This window comes from Tenacibaculum finnmarkense, from assembly GCF_900239185.1.
GTDB lineage: Bacteria > Bacteroidota > Bacteroidia > Flavobacteriales > Flavobacteriaceae > Polaribacter > Polaribacter finnmarkensis.
Genome location: NZ_OENA01000066.1, coordinates 62,849 through 84,012 on the forward strand (window position 1 = coordinate 62,849; position 21,164 = coordinate 84,012).

A 21,164-nucleotide genomic window follows, 5' to 3' on the forward strand; every position below is an offset into this window, starting at 1 on the left:
TTTTATGATAATCTTATATCTGAAACTGATGCTCCTGTTTCTATCATAGGAAACACATTATTTTCTTTTTCAACACAAACCTCTAAGAAATAAGCATCTTTTGACGCCATCATTTCTTTAACCGTGCTTGCTAAATCTTCTCTTTTGCTAACTCTTTTCGCATCGATGCTATATCCTTTTGCTATTGCCACAAAATCAGGATTTGTCATTTCTGTAGATGCGTATCTTTTATCAAAAAATAGTTGTTGCCATTGGCGAACCATTCCTAGAAATTCGTTGTTAAGCACCACAATTTTCACCGCTGTTTTATTTTGTAAAATAGTCCCTAATTCTTGAATGGTCATTTGAAAACCACCATCACCAGCAATCATTACAACCTCTCTTTCAGGAGCTCCCATTTTTGCGCCAATTGCAGCAGGTAAGGCAAAGCCCATAGTTCCTAATCCGCCAGAGGTAATATTACTTTTTGTTTTGTTAAATTTCGCATAACGACAGGTGAACATTTGGTGCTGCCCAACATCAGAAACAATAATTGCATCACCACCTGAAGCGATATTGATTTCTTTTAAAACCTCCGCCATGGTTAAGCCATCTTTTGATGGAAATAAATCTTCTTTCTTTACTTTATCATATTCAATAGCTTCTAATTTAGTAAATTCTTCTAGCCATTTATCATGATTATTTTTATTGATTAGCGGTAAAATTTCGGCTAAACTTTCTTTAACATCACCTAAAACAGCGACATCAGCTTTTACATTTTTATCAATTTCGGCTGGGTCTATTTCAAAATGAATAACCTTTGCCTGCTTTGCGTACTTACTTAAATTTCCTGTAACACGGTCGTCAAAACGCATTCCTACGGCAATTAATACATCACATTGGTTGGTTAAAACATTGGGTGCATAATTTCCGTGCATTCCAACCATTCCAACATTTAATTGGTGATCGGTAGGCAATGCCGATAACCCTAAAATTGTCCAAGCTGAAGGAATATTTGCTTTTTCGATAAAATCTTTAAATTCTTGTTCAGCTTCTCCTAAAATAACCCCTTGCCCAAAAACGATTAAAGGTTTTTTAGCCGAATTAATTAATTTAGCTGCCTCTTGAACCTGTGTTAATTCAACAGCTGGTTTTGCTTTATAACTACGTACCGAAGTACATTTTTTGTATTCAAAATCGAAGGTTTCAAACTGAGCATCTTTAGTAATATCAATTAAAACAGGTCCTGGACGACCCGATTTAGCGATATAAAAAGCCTTTGCAAAAACTTCAGGAATTTCCGAAGCTTTTGTAATTTGATAATTCCACTTGGTTACAGGCGTTGAAATACCAACAATATCAGTTTCCTGAAAAGCATCAGAACCCAATAAATGTGACGCTACTTGCCCGGTTACGCAAACCATTGGCGTAGAATCTATTTGCGCATCGGCAATTCCTGTAATTAAGTTGGTAGCCCCCGGCCCTGAAGTTGCTAGCGCCACTCCTACTTTACCTGTTGCTCTGGCAAACCCTTGTGCGGCATGTGTTGCTCCTTGTTCATGACGTGTTAAAACGTGGTTTATTTTATCTTGATACTTATATAATTCGTCATAAACTGGCATAATTGCGCCACCAGGATACCCATAAATTAAATCTGCTCCTTCTGCTAATAAACATTTTACAACAGCTTCTGCCCCTGAGATATGTACTTTTTGATCTGAAACTGCTTTAGGTTGTGTTTGTGTGTTTGTGTTCATAATTTCAGTTATTAAAATGCATCAGTAACACATCCTTTCGATGCTGAGGCTACTGTTTTTGCGTATTTATATAAAATTCCTTTTTTATGCTTTAATTCTGGAGCAACCCAATTTTTTCTTCTTTCTGCTAATTCTGGAGCAGAAAGTAACACGTTTATCGAATTATCTTCCGCGCTAATTTTAATTTTATCGCCTGTTTTTAAAAGTGCGATATTTCCTCCTGATTGCGCTTCAGGGGTAATATGCCCTACTACAAAACCATGTGTTCCTCCTGAAAAACGACCGTCGGTAATTAATGCAACCGATTTTCCTAAACCTGCTCCCATAATTAACGAAGTAGGTTTTAACATTTCTGGCATTCCTGGTCCTCCTTTTGGTCCAACATATCGAATAACAACAACATCGCCTCTTTCAACTTCTCCGTTTGATATTCCTGTATTTGCGGCTTGTTCACCGTTATAAACAACTGCTTTTCCTTCAAAAAGTAAACCTTCGTTTCCTGAAATTTTAGCCACAGCACCTTCGGAAGCTAAATTCCCGTAAATTATTTGAATATTTCCGGATGTTTTTAACGCTTTATCGGTTGGATGAATTACATCTTGCTCGTCAAATTCCATTGGGGCAACATCGGCTAAATTTTCGGCTAATGTTTTTCCTGTTACCGTTAAACAATCGCCATGTAAATAGCCGTTATCTAATAAATATTTCATCACCGCAGGCGTTCCTCCTACCGAATGAACATCTTCCATTAAATATTTCCCTGAAGGTTTTAAATCGGCAATTAATGGAGTTCTATCACTTACTTTTTGAAAATCATCTAAGGTAAAATCAATATCCGCAGCATGGGCAATTGCTAAAAAGTGCAATACCGCATTGGTTGATCCTCCTAAAGCATTTACAAGCGCAATAGCATTTTCTATGGATTTTTTAGAGATAATATCCAAAGGTTTTAAATCTAAAATCAATAAATTTTTAATTGCCAAAGCGGTTCTTTCAGCTTCGGATAATTTATTAGGATTTTCCGCAGGAATTGACGAGTTATAAGGCAATGTAAACCCCATACATTCAATTGCCGAAGCCATGGTGTTTGCAGTGTACATTCCGCCACAAGCACCCGCCCCAGGGATCGCTCTTTTTATAATTTCTTTATATTCGTCTTCGTCAATTTCGCCAGCAACTTTTTGCCCTAAAGCTTCAAATGCCGATACGATATTTAATTTTTTTCCTTTATAATTTCCTGATGCAATTGTTCCTCCGTACATCATTATTGATGGGCGGTTTAAACGCAACATCGCTATTACAGCTCCTGGCATATTTTTATCACAACCAACTACCGACACCAGGGCATCATAACTTTGTGCGTTCATCACAATTTCAATAGAATCGGCAATAACATCTCTTGATGCTAACGAATAATTCATCCCTGAAGTTCCCATTGAAATACCATCAGAAACACCAATTGTATTAAAACCTAAGCCTACTAAACCAGCAATTTTTGTTTCAATTTTAACTTCCGCAGCCAAGTTATTTAAGTGCATATTACACGGGTTTCCGTCATAACCTGTACTTGCAATACCAACTTGGGCTTTGCTCATATCTTGATCAGTTAAACCGACGGCATACAACATTGCTTGTGATGCGGGTTGCGATTCGTCTTGTGTTAACCTACTACTGTGTTTGTTTAATTTCATTTTATTTCTTTTTAATCGTACTACTTTTTTATTTTTATCAATTGATTAATTGATCTGCTTTTTTCACCTTACTAAAAACTAACGTTATTTTTTTATCCTTTATAAACCTTAATTTTTATTGATTTTTACCTGCTGCTATTCAAAATTATTTTATTGTATTGCAATTGCCATCTTTTTTTAGTTCATTTAATGATATCTAACAGGCTATTTAAAACCTCAACCGCCTGACAATTAATTGTTTACTGTTAAAATTATATACTATTCAATACTTTAAATTCCTGCTATAAAAACAGTAATTAACAAACACATAGCCTTTTATTTAAAAACTCATACTATTATTTTGCTAACAAAAAAAGCTTCCTAAAATAGGAAGCTTTTTAAATTTATAAAATATAAAATACACTTCCTTATCCTTGCGAAATAATCACAACGACAATAATAGAAATAATATTTAAAATTTGTTTTTTCATTTTATTTGGCAAATATCAGTATTTTTTATTAAATTATCCTAACTAAAACCCACTATTTTACACAAACTACACATTTTACGAAATTCTTAATTTAAGCAATAATTTCAACTTGTTTTTTTTTATAAATTAACCAGATGCGGCTAATTACAAAGTATCTTCTAATTTAAGTAGGTATTTTTTAGATATAAAATAAAGTAGTGACTAAAAAATTGGTATTTTTTTATTGATTTAAGTAATATCTTTTTAATTTAAACAGCGCATGTTCATATTTTGATTGGCAACTTTCAATATTTCCTTCAAAGCGTATTGCTTTTTTTATTCCAAAACAAAAAATGCCTTTACCTTTTGCCATTCGTCCTAATTTACGTGCTGCTTTAGCTGATAACTTTTCATAAAGTGGCGTTACTATTTGACATTGCTCTATTTTTGTGTTTTTAGCATCCCATTGTTTTGCCCTTTCTCCTTTTAGTATCTTTTCAGAAAAAAGAATATTTTTAAGCAGTGGAAAATAATATTTCAACACATTTTTAGAACCTTGATTTGCAAACCAAATTATTTCTTTATTTCTGATAAAAATTTTTCGAATAAAATAGTTATCAATTTTAGAAAACTGCGTTGCTACGACAGCCATTATTCCTACGGAAATTATTTCGTGTCCGTTCTTTTTTCGAGCCTTGTCAAACCACCGATAAAAATCACGAATTTGACTTATTTTTTGATATTTTAAATAGCCATTATTTATAGATAGATTATATGTATTGGCTTTTTTCCATATTTCTGTATCTTTTTTTCTATCTTTTTTAAGCCAACAGCCTTTACAAAGAATGCTTTTATTGGTTACTTTTTTATAGCTTCTTAAATTTTTCCATTCTTGAGAAAAACTAGTACATGTATTTAAGATAAGTAAAAAAAATACGGCGCTAAATAGCTTTTTATTCATTTAATAATTATAAATTTTATGCTTTTTTATATTGTTTAATACTTCTATAAACTAGGCATTATGCTTTATTTTAGCGGTATTATATATTGATTTTAAAAATTGTGATATAATCAGAAAGGCAATTCCGGTCATTAAGCGATATTTACTAAAAATAGTATTCGGGTATAAGTCTGTCAGCGATATTATTAGAATAATTAAAGCAGAAACCCAAACGATTCCAATTGCAATTAAGGTTGTTTTTTTCATTTTAAAAACTGTATTCATAAATTTTTTAGCTTCAAAATTAAGGAAATTTATTTAAGTGTTTTTTTAAAAATTAAAAAAAGTGTTTTTCAAAACAGCTAAACATCAATAAACGTCATGCTGAATTTATTTCAGTATCGCATCAACAGGAGAACTACGACAAATCAGGATGCGATTTCTTATTTTTCTGTGATATTTTTTTTTCCGATGAAATTTAAACAGGCGCTTACATCTTATTGAAAAAATCCCGCACTAAAAAGCACGGGATTTTATTATATTTTTCAAAAATCATATTATTCAGCAACCAAAGCGAGCAACTATATAATAGTACTCTGCCCCATGTGAATATTTTTAAAGTTGATATTGCTATTTTATTATTTACGATACCAATTTTCCTTTTCTATCAAATTTTGGCAATCCAATATTTTTCAACATTTCATTTGCTTTTTTTACTTTCTCAGGGAAAAGTGAAATATTTTTGTTGTAAAAATCTAATGATTTATCTATCTCAATAATAGGTTTTTTTCGAGTATTTATATCTTTTGTTTTCATAATATATTATTTTATTCTAACAAGAAAAGCATCCTAATTTTTTCCTTTTTCAAAGAGTCTTAAAAATAATGGTGAAATCTACCAAATTTTCAAGAAACACAAAAATAGTTTTCGAATTACTTCTTATTCTTAGGAACACATCAGTCGATAATACATATAAGGCCATAATGCTTAGTTATTTATTATGTTTTTTATATTCTCAATCCAATCTAAAAATTTTGGTTCATCTTTTTCTACAGAAATCTCAATATATTTCTCAGCAAAATCAAGTTTATTTTGTCCTAAGTTTTTATTAAAAAACTCTTTAATAACGTCTTTTTCAGAATCTCTTAAATCTAAAGCACTTTTAGAATATACTGAACCTTCTTTAATATTTTTGTCGACTAATAAAGACTCCAACTCGCTATTTTCAATAGAAAAATATTTAAGTGTATCTATATAAATACTGGAATCTAATGAATCTTCAATTGTTGTTTCTTCGGTTAGGTCAGAATTAACATCGTATAAAATAGTATCATCTTTTTTATTAAAGACTAGTCTCTTAAAGTATAAATTTTTGTGTTTGATTACAGTTTCAACATCAACTCTGCTTGCATCTGTATCGATTAAACAAATAATTTTACCTTTTTTATCATAATCAGAATCTTTAAAGGGGCCTAATAAGTAATTGTATATTTTCATTACTTCTTGATAACCACCTACAGGCAAGATTCTTAATTTATTATCTTTAATCTCTTGATTAAAGTAATACTCAAAATATATTTTTTCAGAAGAACCTTCACATATAATCCAATTATATGGTTCTTCTTGTATTATCGAAATTACGATAGATTGAATTAAATCATTATATGATTTAATTCTATAGTCAATAGATAAAGGCTCTCTGCTTTTTTCTTTTTTAAGTCGAGCTTTTTCTTGTTTTATGAACTCTCTAAAGTTACTTAAACTAAAGAAGTTAGAGGTAATTTTATTATCTATACTTTTGTTTATTGAGGTAGCAGTTCCTTTAGTAACTATTGGTAAAAATCCATACCAATGAGTTGTTATTAATACCTGATGACCCTCTTTGGCTATTTCGATTAGTTTTTCAAACTGCTGATAACAACTACTAACGTGTAAAGAAGATTCAGGTTCATCAATTGCAATTATTAAATTAGAAGTTCTATCTGTGTTCCTTTTAAGAAAAGAATAAGCTAAATCGATTAAGGCTTTTCGTTTTTCTCCAGAACTTAACTCTTTAACAGGAATTGTTTTTGTCGAGCCAACTATTTTTTTATTTAATTCTTTTGTTGAAAAATAAGATTCAATTATTTTAGAAACTAAATCAGGCATCGTTAAACTATTTTTAAATTTACCTTTATATTTATACTTTTCTAAAACCCCTTCAATATCTTTTACAAACTTATCTAATTGTTTATTAATTTGATTAACCGTTTTTTGTGTTATTGCATTTTCAATTTCTATTTGGATGTTTTTATCCATTAGTTTTTGCATATCCTGAGTTTCTAACTGAGTGTAAGTTTGAACATCTGTTTCGACAGGTATGTATAAATACGAGTAGTGAGAAATTATATACTCGTAGAAACCTTTAAAATATTTCTGTAACTCATCTTCTTCGTATCCCTTTTTGGGTTCATCATTTATAAAAGAAAGTTTTCTATGATAAGACCCAAAAAAGCAACCGTTATCCCTGTATCTTTTACCTACGGCTAATAATAAATAATCCTCTGAATTAATTTTTTCTTTAAGAGTCTTTGTCTGTTTGTAAAATTCATCTAGAGAGGTATCTTTTGCTTTTTCTGTTGCACTCCATAAAAATTCAGATAATTTTTCAGCTTTTTTATACTGCTCAACATCTGCATTTAATGTATTGCGTAATTTATTTTTTGATATTAAAAAAAAAGGAAGAATGTATGGACGGTTATCTCCACTCACTCCTTCTGCTTTAGCTTCGTAATTTATAGACCAATCTGTAAAAGGTTTTTTATTGAAAAAACAATCAAATGCTTCTAATATAGAACTTTTTCCAGCACCATTTTCCCCCAAAATACTTGAAAATTTAGTTCCATCAGATAAAGGTATATAGTTAATTCCTTTATACACCTTGTAATGTCTTATTATTAAAGCTATTATCATATTTCTATTTTTTTTAATTAGGCACAACAACTTAATATAATTACCCTTCAAAATAAAACACACTCTTATTTCTGTTTTAAGAGCACTAATTTAATTCTTTCTAAACAATTAACAACAACTATCTTACATAAAAACCCAACAAAAAACCCCGCACTAAAAAGCACGGGATTTCATTATATTTTTCAAAAATTAAATTATTCAGCAACCAAAGCGAGCAACTATATAATAGTACTCTGCCCCATGTGAATATTTTTAAAGTTGATATTGCTATCCTCTTTATTATAGATATAATCGGCAATAAAATCACCAACTTTACTTGTTCCAAAATTCTTATCAGAATTAATATCTTGAGTCGTTATTCCTAATTCTAACGATTTATCAACAGCTGCCTCTACAACAAACGATTCTTCGTGCAAACCTAAATGTTTCAACAACATCGCTGCCGATAAAATAGCTGCTAACGGATTGGCAATATCTTTCCCTTTTGCCTGTGGAAATGAACCGTGAATTGGTTCAAAAAGTGCATTTTCTTTTCCGATAGATGAAGAAGCCAATAAACCGATAGAACCACCAATTACACTTGCTTCATCCGATAAAATATCGCCAAATAAATTTTCGGTTAAAATAACGTCAAACTGCTTCGGGTTTAAAATTAATTGCATCGCAGCGTTATCAACATAAATAAAATCAAGCGCTACATCAGGATATTGTTTTGCTAAAGCGGTAACTGTTTTACGCCACAATCTTGAGGTTTCTAAAACGTTTGCCTTGTCGACTAAGGTTAATTTTTTACGCCTGTTTTGTGCTGCTTTAAAAGCCAAATGCGCAATGCGTTCAATTTCAAATACCGAATAAGAACAGCTATCAGAAGCCGTTTGCTTATCGGCACTTAATTCTTTTGTTCCGAAGTAAATTCCACCTGTTAATTCTCTATAAATGGTAATATCAGTCCCTTGGATAATTTCTCTTTTTAAGGGAGAATTATCAATTAATTGACTGTATGATTTTACAGGACGCTCGTTGCAAAAAAGCCCTAATTCTTTTCGTAATTTTAACAAACCTTGCTCTGGGCGCACCGTTGCAGTAGGGTCGTTATCATATTTAGGATCACCAATTGCCCCAAATAAAATAGCATCACTTTTTTTACATAAATCAATGGTTTCTTCTGGCAACGGATTTCCCGTTTTATCAATAGCGCAAGCACCCATTAAAGCCTCTTTAAACATAAAGGTATGATCATACACATTTGCCACAGCTTTTAACACTTTTTGTGCCTGAGCAGTTACTTCTGGACCAATACCATCCCCGGGAATTACAGCGATATTAAATTTCATCTTTTATCTTTTATAATGAAGCCTCAAAAGCTTCTATTTTATCTTTTTTACTTACTAAAAAATCAATGTCATCATAGCCATTAATCATACATACTTTTTTATATGGATTAATTTCAAAACTACGCGTACCAACAGCTGTTTTAATTTCTTGATTTTCTAAGTCAATAATAACACTTGTCGTTGGATTTTCAGTGATTTTTTTCAATAATTTTTTCAAATACTCTTCGGATACCTGCACAGGTAAAATTCCGTTATTCAAAGCGTTCCCTTTAAATATATCGGCAAAAAAGCTACTAACCACTACTTTAAAACCGTAGCCAGACAACGCCCAAGCCGCGTGTTCTCTACTCGAACCGCATCCAAAATTATCGCCAGCAATTAAAATACTTCCTGTATAATTTTTATTATTTAAGATAAATTCTTCGTTTACGCTTCCATCTTTATGAAAACGCCAATCTCTAAAAACATTATCGCCAAATCCTTTTTTATCAGTCGCTTTTAAAAAACGAGCAGGAATAATTTGATCGGTATCTACATTTTCTGTTAGCAACGGAACCGCTGTATCGGTTAATTTTATAAATTTTTCCATTTTTAATTTAACTGTTTTGTAATGTCAATAATTTTTCCTGCAACAGCAGTTGCTGCGGCAATTAATGGGCTTGCTAAAATAGTTCGAGATCCTTGCCCTTGCCTACCTTCAAAATTTCTGTTAGAGGTAGAAACGCAATATTCACCTTCCGGAATTTTATCGTCATTCATTGCCAAACAAGCCGAACAACCAGGCTGACGCAGTTCAAAACCAGCAGTTTCAAAAATAGTTTTTAAACCCTCCGCTTCAATTTGTTTTGCCACTTTTTGCGATCCCGGAACTAACCAGGCATTTACATTTTGCGCTTTTTGCTTTCCTTTTACGTAATTTGCAACCTCTCTAAAATCTTCAATTCGAGAATTTGTACAACTTCCGATAAACACATAATTTACTTGTTTATCAATTAAAGTTTCCCCTTTTTTAAAATTCATGTACGCCAATGATTTTTCAAAAGAAGCATCATTTTCCTGCGGAATATTTTCAGAAATTTTAATTCCCATTCCTGGATTTGTTCCGAAGGTTAGCATCGGCTCAATATCTTGGGCATTTAACGTATATTCCTTATCAAAAATAGCATCAGCATCCGTTTTTAAGGTTTTCCAATAAGCTACTTTTTTATCAAACTCACTATCTTTTGGCGCAAATTCTTTACCTTTTACGTAGTCAAAAGTAGTTTTATCAGGCGCTATCATTCCTCCTCTTGCGCCCATTTCAATACTCATATTACAAACCGTCATTCTGCCTTCCATCGACATTTCTTCAAAGACATTTCCTGCGTATTCGCAAAAATACCCTGTCCCTGAGTTGGTTCCTAATTGAGCTATAATATAAAGTATCACATCTTTTGGTAAAACACCTTTTTTCAATTTTCCGTTTACCGTAACACGCAAGCTTTTGGGTTTTTGAAGCAACAAACATTGGCTTGCAAAAACTTGTGCCACTTGACTTGTTCCAATTCCGAAAGCAATGGTTCCAAAAGCTCCATGCGTAGAAGTGTGAGAATCTCCACAAACCATGGTCATTCCTGGCTGTGTAATTCCTAATTCTGGCGCTATAACGTGAACAATTCCGTTATTTTCATGCCCTAATTCGTATAAAGTAATATTATTTTCCTTACAATTTTTAGTTAATTGTTCTAATTGATTTCTCGATAAATCATCCTCAATAGGTAAATGTTGGTTTACCGTTGGCGTATTATGATCAGCGGTGGCAACAATTTTATCGGGACGTGCTACCGAAATACCACGTTCTTTTAGTTCGTTAAAAGCCTGAGGGCTGGTAACTTCATGAATTAAATGCTTGTCTATATATAAAACCTGTGGACCGTTTTCAATGGTATCTACCACGTGAGCGTCCCAAACTTTATCAAATAATGTTTTTCCCATTATCATTTATGCTATTATTTATTTGTGCTAATTTATGCTACTATTATTTTTGATATTTTATTGACTTCCTCCATTAATCTATGAAGATCTTGATCAACTACTTCTTTTTGTTTATCAGCTAGCTTTAAAAATATTTTATACGCCGAATCTAACTGTATTTTGGTCAATTCGTAGCCTATATTTTTAGAACGATATGCCAATGCCGCTCTTCCGCTTCGAGCAGTTAAAACGATCGCACTTTCAGTTACACCAACATCCAACGGATTCATAATTTCGTAGGTTTCACGGTTTTTAATAACCCCATCTTGATGAATTCCTGAACTATGCGCAAAGGCATTGGCTCCTACAATTGCTTTGTTTGCCTGTACATCCATTCCCATACTTTCACGCACCATTATACTCGTATCGTACAATAATTTGGTATTAATATCGGTCTGTAAATTCAAATACGGATGTTGTTTTAAAATCATTACCACTTCCTCTAAAGCGGTATTTCCTGCACGCTCCCCGATTCCGTTAATCGTACATTCTATTTGTCTTGCTCCATTAATAACTCCAGCAATTGAATTTGCGGTTGCCAAGCCTAAATCGTTATGACAATGACAAGATAAGATTACATTTTCAATTCCTTTTACATTCTCTTTTAAATACTTAATTTTCGCACCATATTCTTCAGGCAAACAATATCCTGTGGTATCAGGAATATTTAAAACCGTTGCACCCGATTTTATCATTTCTTCACAAACCTTTGCCAAGAAAACATTGTCAGTTCTTCCTGCATCTTCTGCGTAAAATTCTACATCGTCCACAAAATTTTTAGCATAAGAAACCGCTTCTTTTCCTCTTCGGATAACTTCACTTTGCGACGAATTAAATTTATATTTTATATGAGAATCACTTGTTCCGATTCCTGTATGAATTCTTGGTTTCACCGCATTTTTTAACGCTGCGGCTGCCACTTCAATATCTTTTTTAACCGCGCGTGTTAATCCACAAACGGTAGCATTTTTAACAATTTTTGAAATTTCTTGTACCGAAGCAAAATCTCCAGGACTTGACACAGGAAAACCAGCTTCAATAACATCGACTCCTAAAAAATCAAGCCTTTCGGCGATAATTAATTTTTGTGTCGTGTCTAACTTACAACCAGGCACTTGCTCGCCATCACGAAGTGTTGTATCAAAAATTTGTACTTTATCGTTTTGCATCTATCTTAATTTATTTACCTTTAATTAATCAAATATAGCTGTTGATGTCTTTAATTTATTAAAAAAAAAGGGATAACCTACGATATTTAAACCTAAATCAATTATTTTAAAGCACTGATAATCAAATAACTATGCGCAACCATACTACACCATCCAATCAACAAAACGATACATTGTTTGTTTTGATAAAGTCTTTATCAAAATCTGAAAAACGTCAGTTTAACCTTTACGTTGGTCGTTTAGAAGGAAATAATGATGCTAAATTTTTTGCGCTTTTTAAATTTTTAGACAAACAAAAAAAATATGATGAAAAAATTATCATCAAAAATAATATTGTAAGCAAACAGCAGCTCTCTAATTTAAAAGCACATTTATACAAGCAAATCTTAGTTAGTCTTCGGATGAATCCTGCACATAAAAACATCCGAATTCAAATACGAGAATTGTTAGATTTTGCGACTATTTTGTATCAAAAAGGATTATACAAACAAAGTTTAAAACTACTCGATAAAGCCAAAAATATGGCGATTGATAGCGAAGAAAAAAACATTGCTTACGAAATTGTAGAATTTGAAAAAGTTATTGAAAGCCAACATATTACCCGAAGTATTAACACCCGAGCAGACCAATTAACCATTCAAGCAAAAGAACTGAGTCAGCAAAATGTAATTGCTAGTAAATTGTCTAATTTATCGCTACAATTATATGGCGCTTTGTTAAAAAACGGCTATGTAAAAAATGATATTGAGCTTCAAAAAGCAACTTCTTATTTTAATTCAAGATTGCCAAATTACCAGTATGACACCTTAGGATTTAGAGAAAAATTATGGCTTTACAAGGCTCATTTATGGCGTAGTTTTTTAACACAAGATTTTTTACAAAGCTATAAATATGCCAATAAATGGGTCGATTTATTTAAAAACGACCCTAAAAACATTGCAATTCATCCTGTTTTTTACTTAAAAGGAAAAAACTATTTATTAGAAAGCTTATTTTTCATCAAGCATTTTACCAAATTTAAAGAAGAACTACTTTTTTTTGAAAAAGAAATCGAAAATAACGACATCCCAATAAATAGCAATACCGAAATTTTAATTTTTCAATATTACTATGCAAACAAATTACACCTGCATTTTTTAGAAGGAAGTTTTTCAGAAGGAGCATATTTAGTCGCCACTATAAATAGTAAAATTGCACTTTATAAAAACAAGTTAGACAACCATCATATTGTTGTGTTGTATTATAAAATAGCCAGTTTATATTTTGGAATGGGCAACAATAAAGAATGTATTTTTTACTTGAATAAAATTATAAAATCGAAAAAAATACATGTAGCCCAAGACCTGCAATGTTTTGCCAGAGTTTTAAGTTTAATTGCCCATTACGAATGCGGTTTAGATTACGATTTTGAATTACAATTTAAAGACACCTACCGCTTTTTATTAAAAATGGAAAACCTTCAAGAAGTTCAAAAAGAACTTATATCGTCAATAAAAGCGCTAGGCGACGTATATCCGCATCAAATAAAAAAGGAATTTAAAAAAATTTATGATCGATTAAAAGTCTATGAAAATCATCCGTATGAAAAAAGAGCCTTCCTATATTTAGACATTCTTTCGTGGTTGGCATCTAAAATAGAAAATAAAACAGTCGCCGAAATCATCAAAAATAAATACCTTAAAAATAAAAAAACTCATAAAAACAGTGCTAAAAAATTAAAATAATGCCTTGGAAATCGCTTTAATATTGTCACTTTTCCCCATAGAATAATAATGTAAAACAGGCACACCCGCCTTTAATAACTCTTGCGATTGTGCAATTGCCCATGCAATTCCAAGCTCTCGAACCTGCTGATTATTTTTACAAAATTCTATTTCGGTGATTAAATTTTGTGGCAAATCAATTTTAAAAACCTGTGGCAATAATTGCAAATGACGCTTTACCGAAATCGGTTTTATTCCAGGGATAATCGGCACGGTAATGCCCATTTTTCTTGCATGTTTTACAAACTCAAAATACTTTTTATTGTCAAAAAACATTTGCGTAACCACATAATCTGCCCCTGCATCGACTTTTTCTTTTAGGCGTTTTAAATCGGTTTGTAGCGACGGAGCTTCTAAATGTTTTTCGGGATATCCCGCAACGCCAATACAAAAATCAGCCTTATGATTTGCCTCAATTACATCGTGTAAATATTTCCCTTGATTCAAGTTTTTAATTTGCGCCACCAATTGTGTTGCATATTGATGCCCACCTTTGCTCACCTCAAAATACCGCTGATGACTCATGGCATCGCCTCGTAACGCCATCACATTTTCGATACCTAAATAATGGCAATCGACCAATAAATATTCAGTTTCTTCTTTACTAAAACCACCACAAAGCACATGCGGCACGGTATCGACATCGTATTTATGTTTTATCGCCGCACAAATACCAACTGTTCCAGGACGCATTCTTGTTATTTTTCTATCCAATAAACCGTTTCCTTTATCAATATATAAATGCTCTTCTCTTGAGGTTGTAACATCAATAAAAGGTGGATTAAATTCCATTAACGGCTCAATGTTTTGATATAAATCTTGAATATTATTTCCTTTTTTCGGCGGAATTATTTCAAACGAAAATAATGTTTTTCCGTTTGATTTTTTTATGTGTTCTGTTACTTTCATAAAATTTATTTTTAATTATTTAAAGCCTGTTTAAATTTTATTTAAAAAGGTTTTATAGCTGAAAAATCGAATCCGTCAAACTGAATTTATTTCAGTTTCGCATCCTGATTTACCGTAGTTCTTTACTTTTTTTTGATGATTCTTGTCAATTCGAGTGATTTTAATGACTAAAAGGAATTAAAATAGTATCGAGAATTTGAATTATTTCATGTTGATTAACTTTAATATTAAAAAAGTTCTCGATACAATTTTTTTGAAGAAAAAAAATCACTCGAACTGACAATTTATTATTTAATTTTTAAACAGGCTCTTATACATCGGCAATAGCAGGATGTAACCATTTTCGAGCTTTATCTAGCGTGATATTTTTTCTAGTAGCAAAATCACGAACTTGGTCATCTGTAATTTTCCCTAATCCGAAGTATTTCGCTTCTTTATTTGCAAAATAATATCCCGAAACTGCTGCTGCTGGCCACATCGCTAAACTTTCGGTAAGGGTTACGCCTATTTTTTCTTCGACATTTAAAAGACTCCAAATCGTTTGTTTTTCTAAATGGTCAGGACAAGCAGGATACCCTGGTGCAGGGCGGATTCCTTTATAATTCTCTTTAATTAATTCTTCGTTCGATAAAGTTTCATCAAATGCATATCCCCAATGTTTTGTCCGTATTCTGTGATGCAAATATTCCGCAAAAGCTTCGGCAAAACGATCGGCAATTGCTTGTACCATAATCGCATTATAATCGTCTTCTTGGTCTTTATATTTTTTAGCTAACTGGTCAGCTCCAAAAATTGCAGTACAAAAAGCGCCCATATAGTCTTGTTTTTCTGATTCTTTTGGAGCGATAAAATCGGCTAAAGCAATACTTGGTTTTCCATCTCGCTTTTTTAATTGCTGACGCAGGGTTCTAAAAACAGCAATTTCTTTTGAATTTTTCTGAATGGAAATATCATCATCGTTTATAGAATTTGCTTCAAATAAACCAAAAATCCCTTTAGGTTTTAATAATTGTTTCGTGATGATTTTATCTAAAATAATTTTTGAATCTTCAAATAATTGTGTTGCCTGTTCACCGACAATTTCATCAGTTAAAATAGCGGGATATTTCCCGTGCAAATCCCAACTTCTAAAAAACGGACTCCAATCAATAAAAGGTACTAATTCTTTTAAACTTACTTGTTCTAAAGTTTGAACACCTAATTCTTTGGGTTTTACTATTGATGACGTTTCCCAGTCAATTTTAAATTTACGTTTACGCGCTTGCTCAATAGAAATATACGCTTTTGATTTACCTCGTTTTAAGAACTTCTCACGAAATTCATCGTAGTCTTTTTTAAGTTTTGCAACATAAGCGTTACTTGTTTCTTTATTTAATAAATCGCTGACAACCGTTACCGCTCTTGAAGCATCATTTACATGAACCACCGCATTTTTATATTGAGTATCTATTTTTACCGCCGTATGTGCTTTTGACGTTGTTGCCCCGCCAATTAGCAAGGGAACCGTAAAATTCTGACGCTCCATTTCCTTTGCCAAATACACCATTTCATCTAAAGAAGGCGTTATTAACCCTGATAAACCGATAATATCAACATTCTCTTTTTTAGCAGTTTCAATAATTTTTTCAGGCGCTACCATTACGCCTAAATCGACAATTTCATAATTATTACAACCCAAAACAACACTTACAATATTTTTACCAATATCATGCACATCGCCTTTTACGGTTGCCATTAAAATTTTCCCTAAAGCTTGTTGTTTTTCGCCTTTTTCGGCTTCAATAAAGGGGTTTAAATATGCCACTGCTTTTTTCATCACCCGAGCCGATTTTACCACTTGAGGCAGAAACATTTTTCCTGCACCAAATAAATCGCCAACCACATTCATACCGATCATTAAATTTCCTTCAATAACTTGAATTGGTTTTTGGGCTTCTTGCCGTGCTTGTTCAATATCTTCTAAAATAAAAGCATCAATTCCTTTTACCAAACAATGCGTAATTCGGTCTTGCAATGGCAAACTTCGCCAAGCTAAAACAGTTGCTTCATCTTGTTTTTTAACACCTTTTACGGTTTCTGCAAAATCTAACAAACGCTCCGTTGCGTCTTCTCTTTTATCTAAAATAACATCTTCAATATGCGCTAATAAATCCTTTGGAATATCATCATAAATTTCTAACATCGCAGGATTTACAATCCCGATATTCATCCCTGCTTGAATCGCATAATACAGAAAAACGGAGTGCATTGCTTCTCGCACGGTATTATTTCCTCGGAAAGAAAAAGACACATTACTAACGCCACCACTTACGCTTACGTTTGGCAAATTTTGACGCACCCAGCGAGTTGCTTCAATAAAATCGATGGCATTTTTTCGATGTTCTTCCATTCCTGTAGCGACAGGAAAAATATTCAAATCAAAAATAATATCTTCGGATGCAAAGCCTACTTTATCAACCAAAATACGGTACGAACGTTCAGCAATTTCGATACGTCTTTGATAAGTATCAGCTTGCCCAACCTGATCAAAAGCCATAACAATTACCACCGCTCCGTATCTTTTAACCTGCGTTGCTTGCCAAATAAAATTTTCTTCGCCTTCTTTTAAAGAAATAGAATTTACAATACTTTTTCCTTGTACAACTTGTAAACCTGCTTCAATAATTTCCCACTTTGAGCTATCAATCATCAGCGGAACACGGCAAATATCAGGCTCGGCGGCAATCAAATTTAAAAACCGAACCATGGCTTGTTTTCCATCAATCAAACCATCATCCATATTAATATCGATAATTTGCGCTCCGCCTTCTACCTGATGCCTTGCAACAGCTAATGCTTCTTCAAATTTTTCTTCTTTTATCAATCGTAAAAACTTACGAGAACCTGCAACATTGGTACGTTCTCCAACGTTAATAAAATTGCTGTTTTCATTTAAAACTAATGGTTCCAAACCCGATAAATGCAAATATTTTTCTTGTTTAATTTCTTTTTTTATAGGCATTTTCTTGGAGGATATTTAGTTGCTAATTGGGCAATTACAGCAATATGTTCTGGCGTTGTTCCGCAGCATCCGCCGATAATATTTATCAGATTTTTCTTGAAATATTCTTCAATTTGATCTGCCATTTCTTGAGCAGTTTCATCGTATTCGCCAAAAGCATTTGGAAGTCCAGCATTTGGATGCGCCGAAATTGCAAAGTTGGTTTTCGATGCGATTGCTTCTAAGTGAGGTTGCAATAAATTAGCGCCTAAAGCACAGTTAAATCCTACGGATAACAGCGGAATATGAGAAATAGAGATTAAAAAAGCTTCGGCAGTTTGCCCCGACAACGTTCTTCCGCTGGCATCGGTAATTGTACCGCTTAACATAATTGGAACGTCTATTTTTCGAGCTTCTTTTACTTCTTCAATCGCAAATAATGCCGCTTTTGCGTTTAGGGTGTCAAAAACAGTTTCTACTAATAACATATCGCAACCGCCGTCTAAAAGTGCTTCCACTTGTTGCCTGTAAGCGATGCGTAATTCATTAAAAGTAACAGCTCTATACCCAGGATCGTTTACATCTGGCGACATACTTGCAGTACGATTTGTTGGACCAATTGAACCTGCTACAAATCGTGGTTTATGCGGTTCTTTTTGGGTAAATTCATCGGCAACTTCTTTGGCTATTTTTGCAGATTGATAATTTAATTCATAGACTAAATTTTCCATTTGATAATCAGCCATCGCAATTGTTGTACCTGAAAAAGTATTGGTTTCTATAATATCAGCGCCTGCTGCAAAGTATTTTGCATGGATTTCTTTTATAGCTTTTGGTTGTGTAATAGAGAGTAAATCGTTGTTTCCTTGCAACGATGTTGGATAATTTTTAAAGCGTTTTCCTCGGAAATCTTCTTCGGTAAATTTATACGCCTGAAGCATGGTTCCCATTGCTCCATCGAGCAGCAGAATACGTTTTTGTATTTCTTGATAAATGTTTGACATTCCTGATTTTATAGTAGAAGCTATCAGGAAAAGAGGAAAAAAGTTCTTTGCCGTTATCTCTCTTAAAAAGCTGTAATTTTGTAATAAAACAGTTTTTAAGTAGAATTTAGCACCTTCTTTATCTAACTAATTTAAATATTTTAAACTACTTACATAAAGGGTTGCTAAGGTTTCTTTGGGTCTAATCCCTCCACCTTTCTTGATAACATTCTTATTAAATTAATGAACTAATAAAGTGCAAATTAACGAACTTTTTTATATTTTTGAACTATAATTTTTAATAATTATACAAATTTGATGACAAATATCTGTCACCGATATCACAAATAATAGCGACAATAATTCCTTGGTCAATTTCCTGGGCAACTTGCAAAGCTGCATGTACTGCTCCACCACTACTCATACCGCCAAAAACACCTTCTTGACTGGCTAATTTTCGAGTCATATTACGGGCTTGATTTTCGCTTATTTCAATAACTTGATCTACTTTAGAGCGGTCAAATATTTTTGGTAAATATTCTTTTGACCATTTTCTGATACCCGGAATACTAGCATCATCACAAGGTTGCACACCAACAATTTGAATGTTTGGATTTTGCTCTTTTAAATAAGTAGAAACACCCATAATCGTCCCTGTAGTTCCCATTGCCGATACAAAATGAGTTACCTCACCGTCGGTATCTTTCCAAATTTCAGGACCTGTAGTTTTGTAATGAGCCTTCCAATTATCATTATTTTCAAATTGATTTAGCATAAAATAGCCTTTTTTGTAGCGTAATTTTTGAGCTAAATCTCTCGAACCTTCTATTCCTTCTTCTTTTGGTGTTAATACAACTTCTGCTCCGTAAGCTTTCATAGTTTTCACTCGTTCTACCGTCGAATTTTCAGGCATTACAAGGGTCATTTTTAAGCCCAATACATTTGCGATAAAAGCCAATGCAATTCCTGTATTTCCACTTGTTGCTTCGACTAAATGGTCTCCTTTTTTAATATTTCTTCGGTTTAACGCCTCCAAAATCATATTATAAGCAGCCCTATCTTTTACACTTCCTCCAGGATTATTTCCTTCTAATTTCAAAAAAAGACGCACGCCTTTTTTATCCAAAATATTACTAACCTCTACTAAAGGCGTATTTCCAACAAAGTCGGTTATTTTTTTTGCTTTCATAATTTAAGCGTTGTTTAATGAAACAATTTTATTTTCTGTTTGATAAATTACTAATGATTTTGGCGGTACCGATTCTGTAACGCACACATTAGCTCCTATAATACTATTTTTACCTATAATAACATCGCCACCTAAAATAGTCGCATTGGCATAAATTGTTACATTATTTTCAATTGTCGGATGTCTTTTTGTTTGCGCTAAACTCTTTTTCACCTGAATTCCACCAAGGGTAACTCCTTGATAAATTTTCACATTATTTTTAATCAATGTTGTTTCACCAATAACGATTCCCGTGGCATGATCTATAAAAAACGAACTACCAATCGTTGCTCCTGGATGAATATCAGTACCCGTTAATCCATGGGCATATTCGCTCATCATTCTTGGTAAAGTTGGCACTTTCTGTTTATTTAGTTCATGACTTAATCGATATACCGCAATGGCATGAAACCCTGGATACGCCAAATAAACTTCTTCTAAACTTTTTGCTGCCGGATCTGTTTTTTCAAAAGCAATAGCATCCAAATCTAATTTTCGTCTTATTTCTGGTAATTTATCTTGAAATAACCTCCAAATTTTATCCGCATTTTTTATTTTTAAACGGGTTGTTATTTCAAAGAAATTCTGTGTGATATTTTCTTGATTATTATCTTTAAATTCTTGGTCAAACAATGCGTAAAATATCTTTTTTGTAAAAACCTCTACCGTGTCTTTTAAACAAATATTATAGTTTTCTAGTGACTTTTCTATTGTACTCATTACTTCTCAAATTCTCAATTACCAATATAACTTATTGTTTTATTTGCTACTTATAACATTTTAAAAGTAGCAAATAGAACATTCTATGTAACTCGTAAAATTATGCTTTTATTTTGAGATTTAATCAAATCAATGAAGTTAATTTATGGCTTTTACCACCGCCTTTGGCGCTTCTTTTCGAGTTCCATCGAAACCGTCAATACCGCCTACTGTAGTGTATTTCATTACGTATTTTTTATCAGGATAAATAATTTTAAACGCACTTTGACACATTAAAGTTGCTTCGTGAAAACCACA

16 protein-coding genes, 1 pseudogene and 1 riboswitch are annotated in these 21,164 nt (G+C 32.7%); of the genes and pseudogenes, 1 reads left to right on the plus strand and 16 read right to left on the minus strand.

Going from position 1 to position 21,164, the window contains the following annotated elements; all coding sequences use genetic code 11:
• Positions 1–2: 2 nt before the first annotated feature.
• The 10 genes from ilvB to AQ1689_RS09160 form a co-directional block, all read right to left on the minus strand.
• Positions 3–1,736, minus strand: a complete 1,734-nt coding sequence (ilvB, locus tag AQ1689_RS09115; RefSeq protein ID WP_101915704.1) for a biosynthetic-type acetolactate synthase large subunit — start codon at positions 1,734–1,736, stop codon at positions 3–5.
• Positions 1,737–1,747: 11 nt separating this feature from the next.
• Positions 1,748–3,427: a dihydroxy-acid dehydratase gene (ilvD, locus tag AQ1689_RS09120; protein WP_101955885.1), complete on the minus strand. Its 1,680-nt coding sequence runs from the start codon at positions 3,425–3,427 to the stop codon at positions 1,748–1,750.
• 690 nt (positions 3,428–4,117) lie between these two features.
• Complete coding sequence (locus AQ1689_RS09125) at positions 4,118–4,837, minus strand: hypothetical protein (protein ID WP_101955886.1); 720 nt, start codon at positions 4,835–4,837, stop codon at positions 4,118–4,120.
• 51 nt (positions 4,838–4,888) lie between these two features.
• A complete protein-coding gene (locus tag AQ1689_RS09130; protein ID WP_101915701.1) occupies positions 4,889–5,101 on the minus strand; it encodes a hypothetical protein in 213 nt (70 codons plus the stop codon).
• Positions 5,102–5,458: 357 nt separating this feature from the next.
• Positions 5,459–5,632 carry a hypothetical protein gene (locus tag AQ1689_RS09135; RefSeq protein WP_180947565.1) on the minus strand — a complete coding sequence of 58 codons (174 nt, stop codon included), beginning with the start codon at positions 5,630–5,632 and terminating at the stop codon, positions 5,459–5,461.
• A 171-nt stretch (positions 5,633–5,803) separates the two neighbouring features.
• Positions 5,804–7,768 (minus strand): AAA family ATPase, encoded by a 1,965-nt coding sequence (locus AQ1689_RS09140; RefSeq protein WP_101955887.1) that lies wholly within the window; start codon positions 7,766–7,768, stop codon positions 5,804–5,806.
• A 218-nt stretch (positions 7,769–7,986) separates the two neighbouring features.
• Positions 7,987–9,102 (minus strand): 3-isopropylmalate dehydrogenase, encoded by a 1,116-nt coding sequence (leuB, locus tag AQ1689_RS09145; RefSeq protein WP_101955888.1) that lies wholly within the window; start codon positions 9,100–9,102, stop codon positions 7,987–7,989.
• A gap of 10 nt (positions 9,103–9,112) precedes the next feature.
• Positions 9,113–9,691, minus strand: coding sequence for a 3-isopropylmalate dehydratase small subunit (gene leuD, locus AQ1689_RS09150; protein ID WP_101915697.1), 579 nt, complete (start codon positions 9,689–9,691; stop codon positions 9,113–9,115).
• Between the two features lie 2 nt (positions 9,692–9,693).
• Positions 9,694–11,076, minus strand: coding sequence for a 3-isopropylmalate dehydratase large subunit (gene leuC, locus AQ1689_RS09155; protein ID WP_101955889.1), 1,383 nt, complete (start codon positions 11,074–11,076; stop codon positions 9,694–9,696).
• A 32-nt stretch (positions 11,077–11,108) separates the two neighbouring features.
• A complete protein-coding gene (locus tag AQ1689_RS09160; protein WP_101955890.1) occupies positions 11,109–12,284 on the minus strand; it encodes a 2-isopropylmalate synthase in 1,176 nt (391 codons plus the stop codon).
• Between the two features lie 131 nt (positions 12,285–12,415).
• On the opposite strand from AQ1689_RS09160, the gene AQ1689_RS09165 reads away from it, so the two are divergent.
• On the plus strand, positions 12,416–14,008 hold the full coding sequence (locus AQ1689_RS09165) for a hypothetical protein (protein ID WP_101955891.1): 1,593 nt from the start codon (positions 12,416–12,418) through the stop codon (positions 14,006–14,008).
• On the opposite strand, the gene metF is transcribed toward AQ1689_RS09165, so the two are convergent.
• The 6 genes and pseudogenes from metF to AQ1689_RS13310 all read right to left on the minus strand — a co-directional run.
• The gene (gene metF / locus AQ1689_RS09170; protein WP_101955892.1) at positions 14,000–14,956 is read right to left on the minus strand and encodes a methylenetetrahydrofolate reductase [NAD(P)H]; all 957 of its coding nucleotides are present in this window, start codon (positions 14,954–14,956) and stop codon (positions 14,000–14,002) included. The genes AQ1689_RS09165 and metF overlap by 9 nt on opposite strands.
• 310 nt (positions 14,957–15,266) lie before the next feature.
• Positions 15,267–17,957, minus strand: a complete 2,691-nt coding sequence (gene metH / locus AQ1689_RS09175; protein WP_101955893.1) for a methionine synthase — start codon at positions 17,955–17,957, stop codon at positions 15,267–15,269.
• Positions 17,948–18,940: a homocysteine S-methyltransferase family protein gene (locus AQ1689_RS09180; RefSeq protein ID WP_101955894.1), complete on the minus strand. Its 993-nt coding sequence runs from the start codon at positions 18,938–18,940 to the stop codon at positions 17,948–17,950. Before AQ1689_RS09180 ends, metH begins: the two co-directional genes overlap by 10 nt.
• Positions 18,941–18,990: 50 nt before the next feature.
• Positions 18,991–19,149, minus strand: a riboswitch (SAM riboswitch).
• Positions 19,150–19,217: 68 nt separating this feature from the next.
• Positions 19,218–20,108, minus strand: coding sequence for a cysteine synthase CysM (cysM, locus tag AQ1689_RS09185; protein ID WP_101955895.1), 891 nt, complete (start codon positions 20,106–20,108; stop codon positions 19,218–19,220).
• Between the two features lie 3 nt (positions 20,109–20,111).
• Positions 20,112–20,867, minus strand: coding sequence for a serine O-acetyltransferase EpsC (epsC, locus tag AQ1689_RS09190; RefSeq protein ID WP_101955896.1), 756 nt, complete (start codon positions 20,865–20,867; stop codon positions 20,112–20,114).
• Between the two features lie 138 nt (positions 20,868–21,005).
• Positions 21,006–21,164 (minus strand): annotated as a pseudogene (locus tag AQ1689_RS13310) (ferredoxin--NADP(+) reductase); the annotation flags it as partial.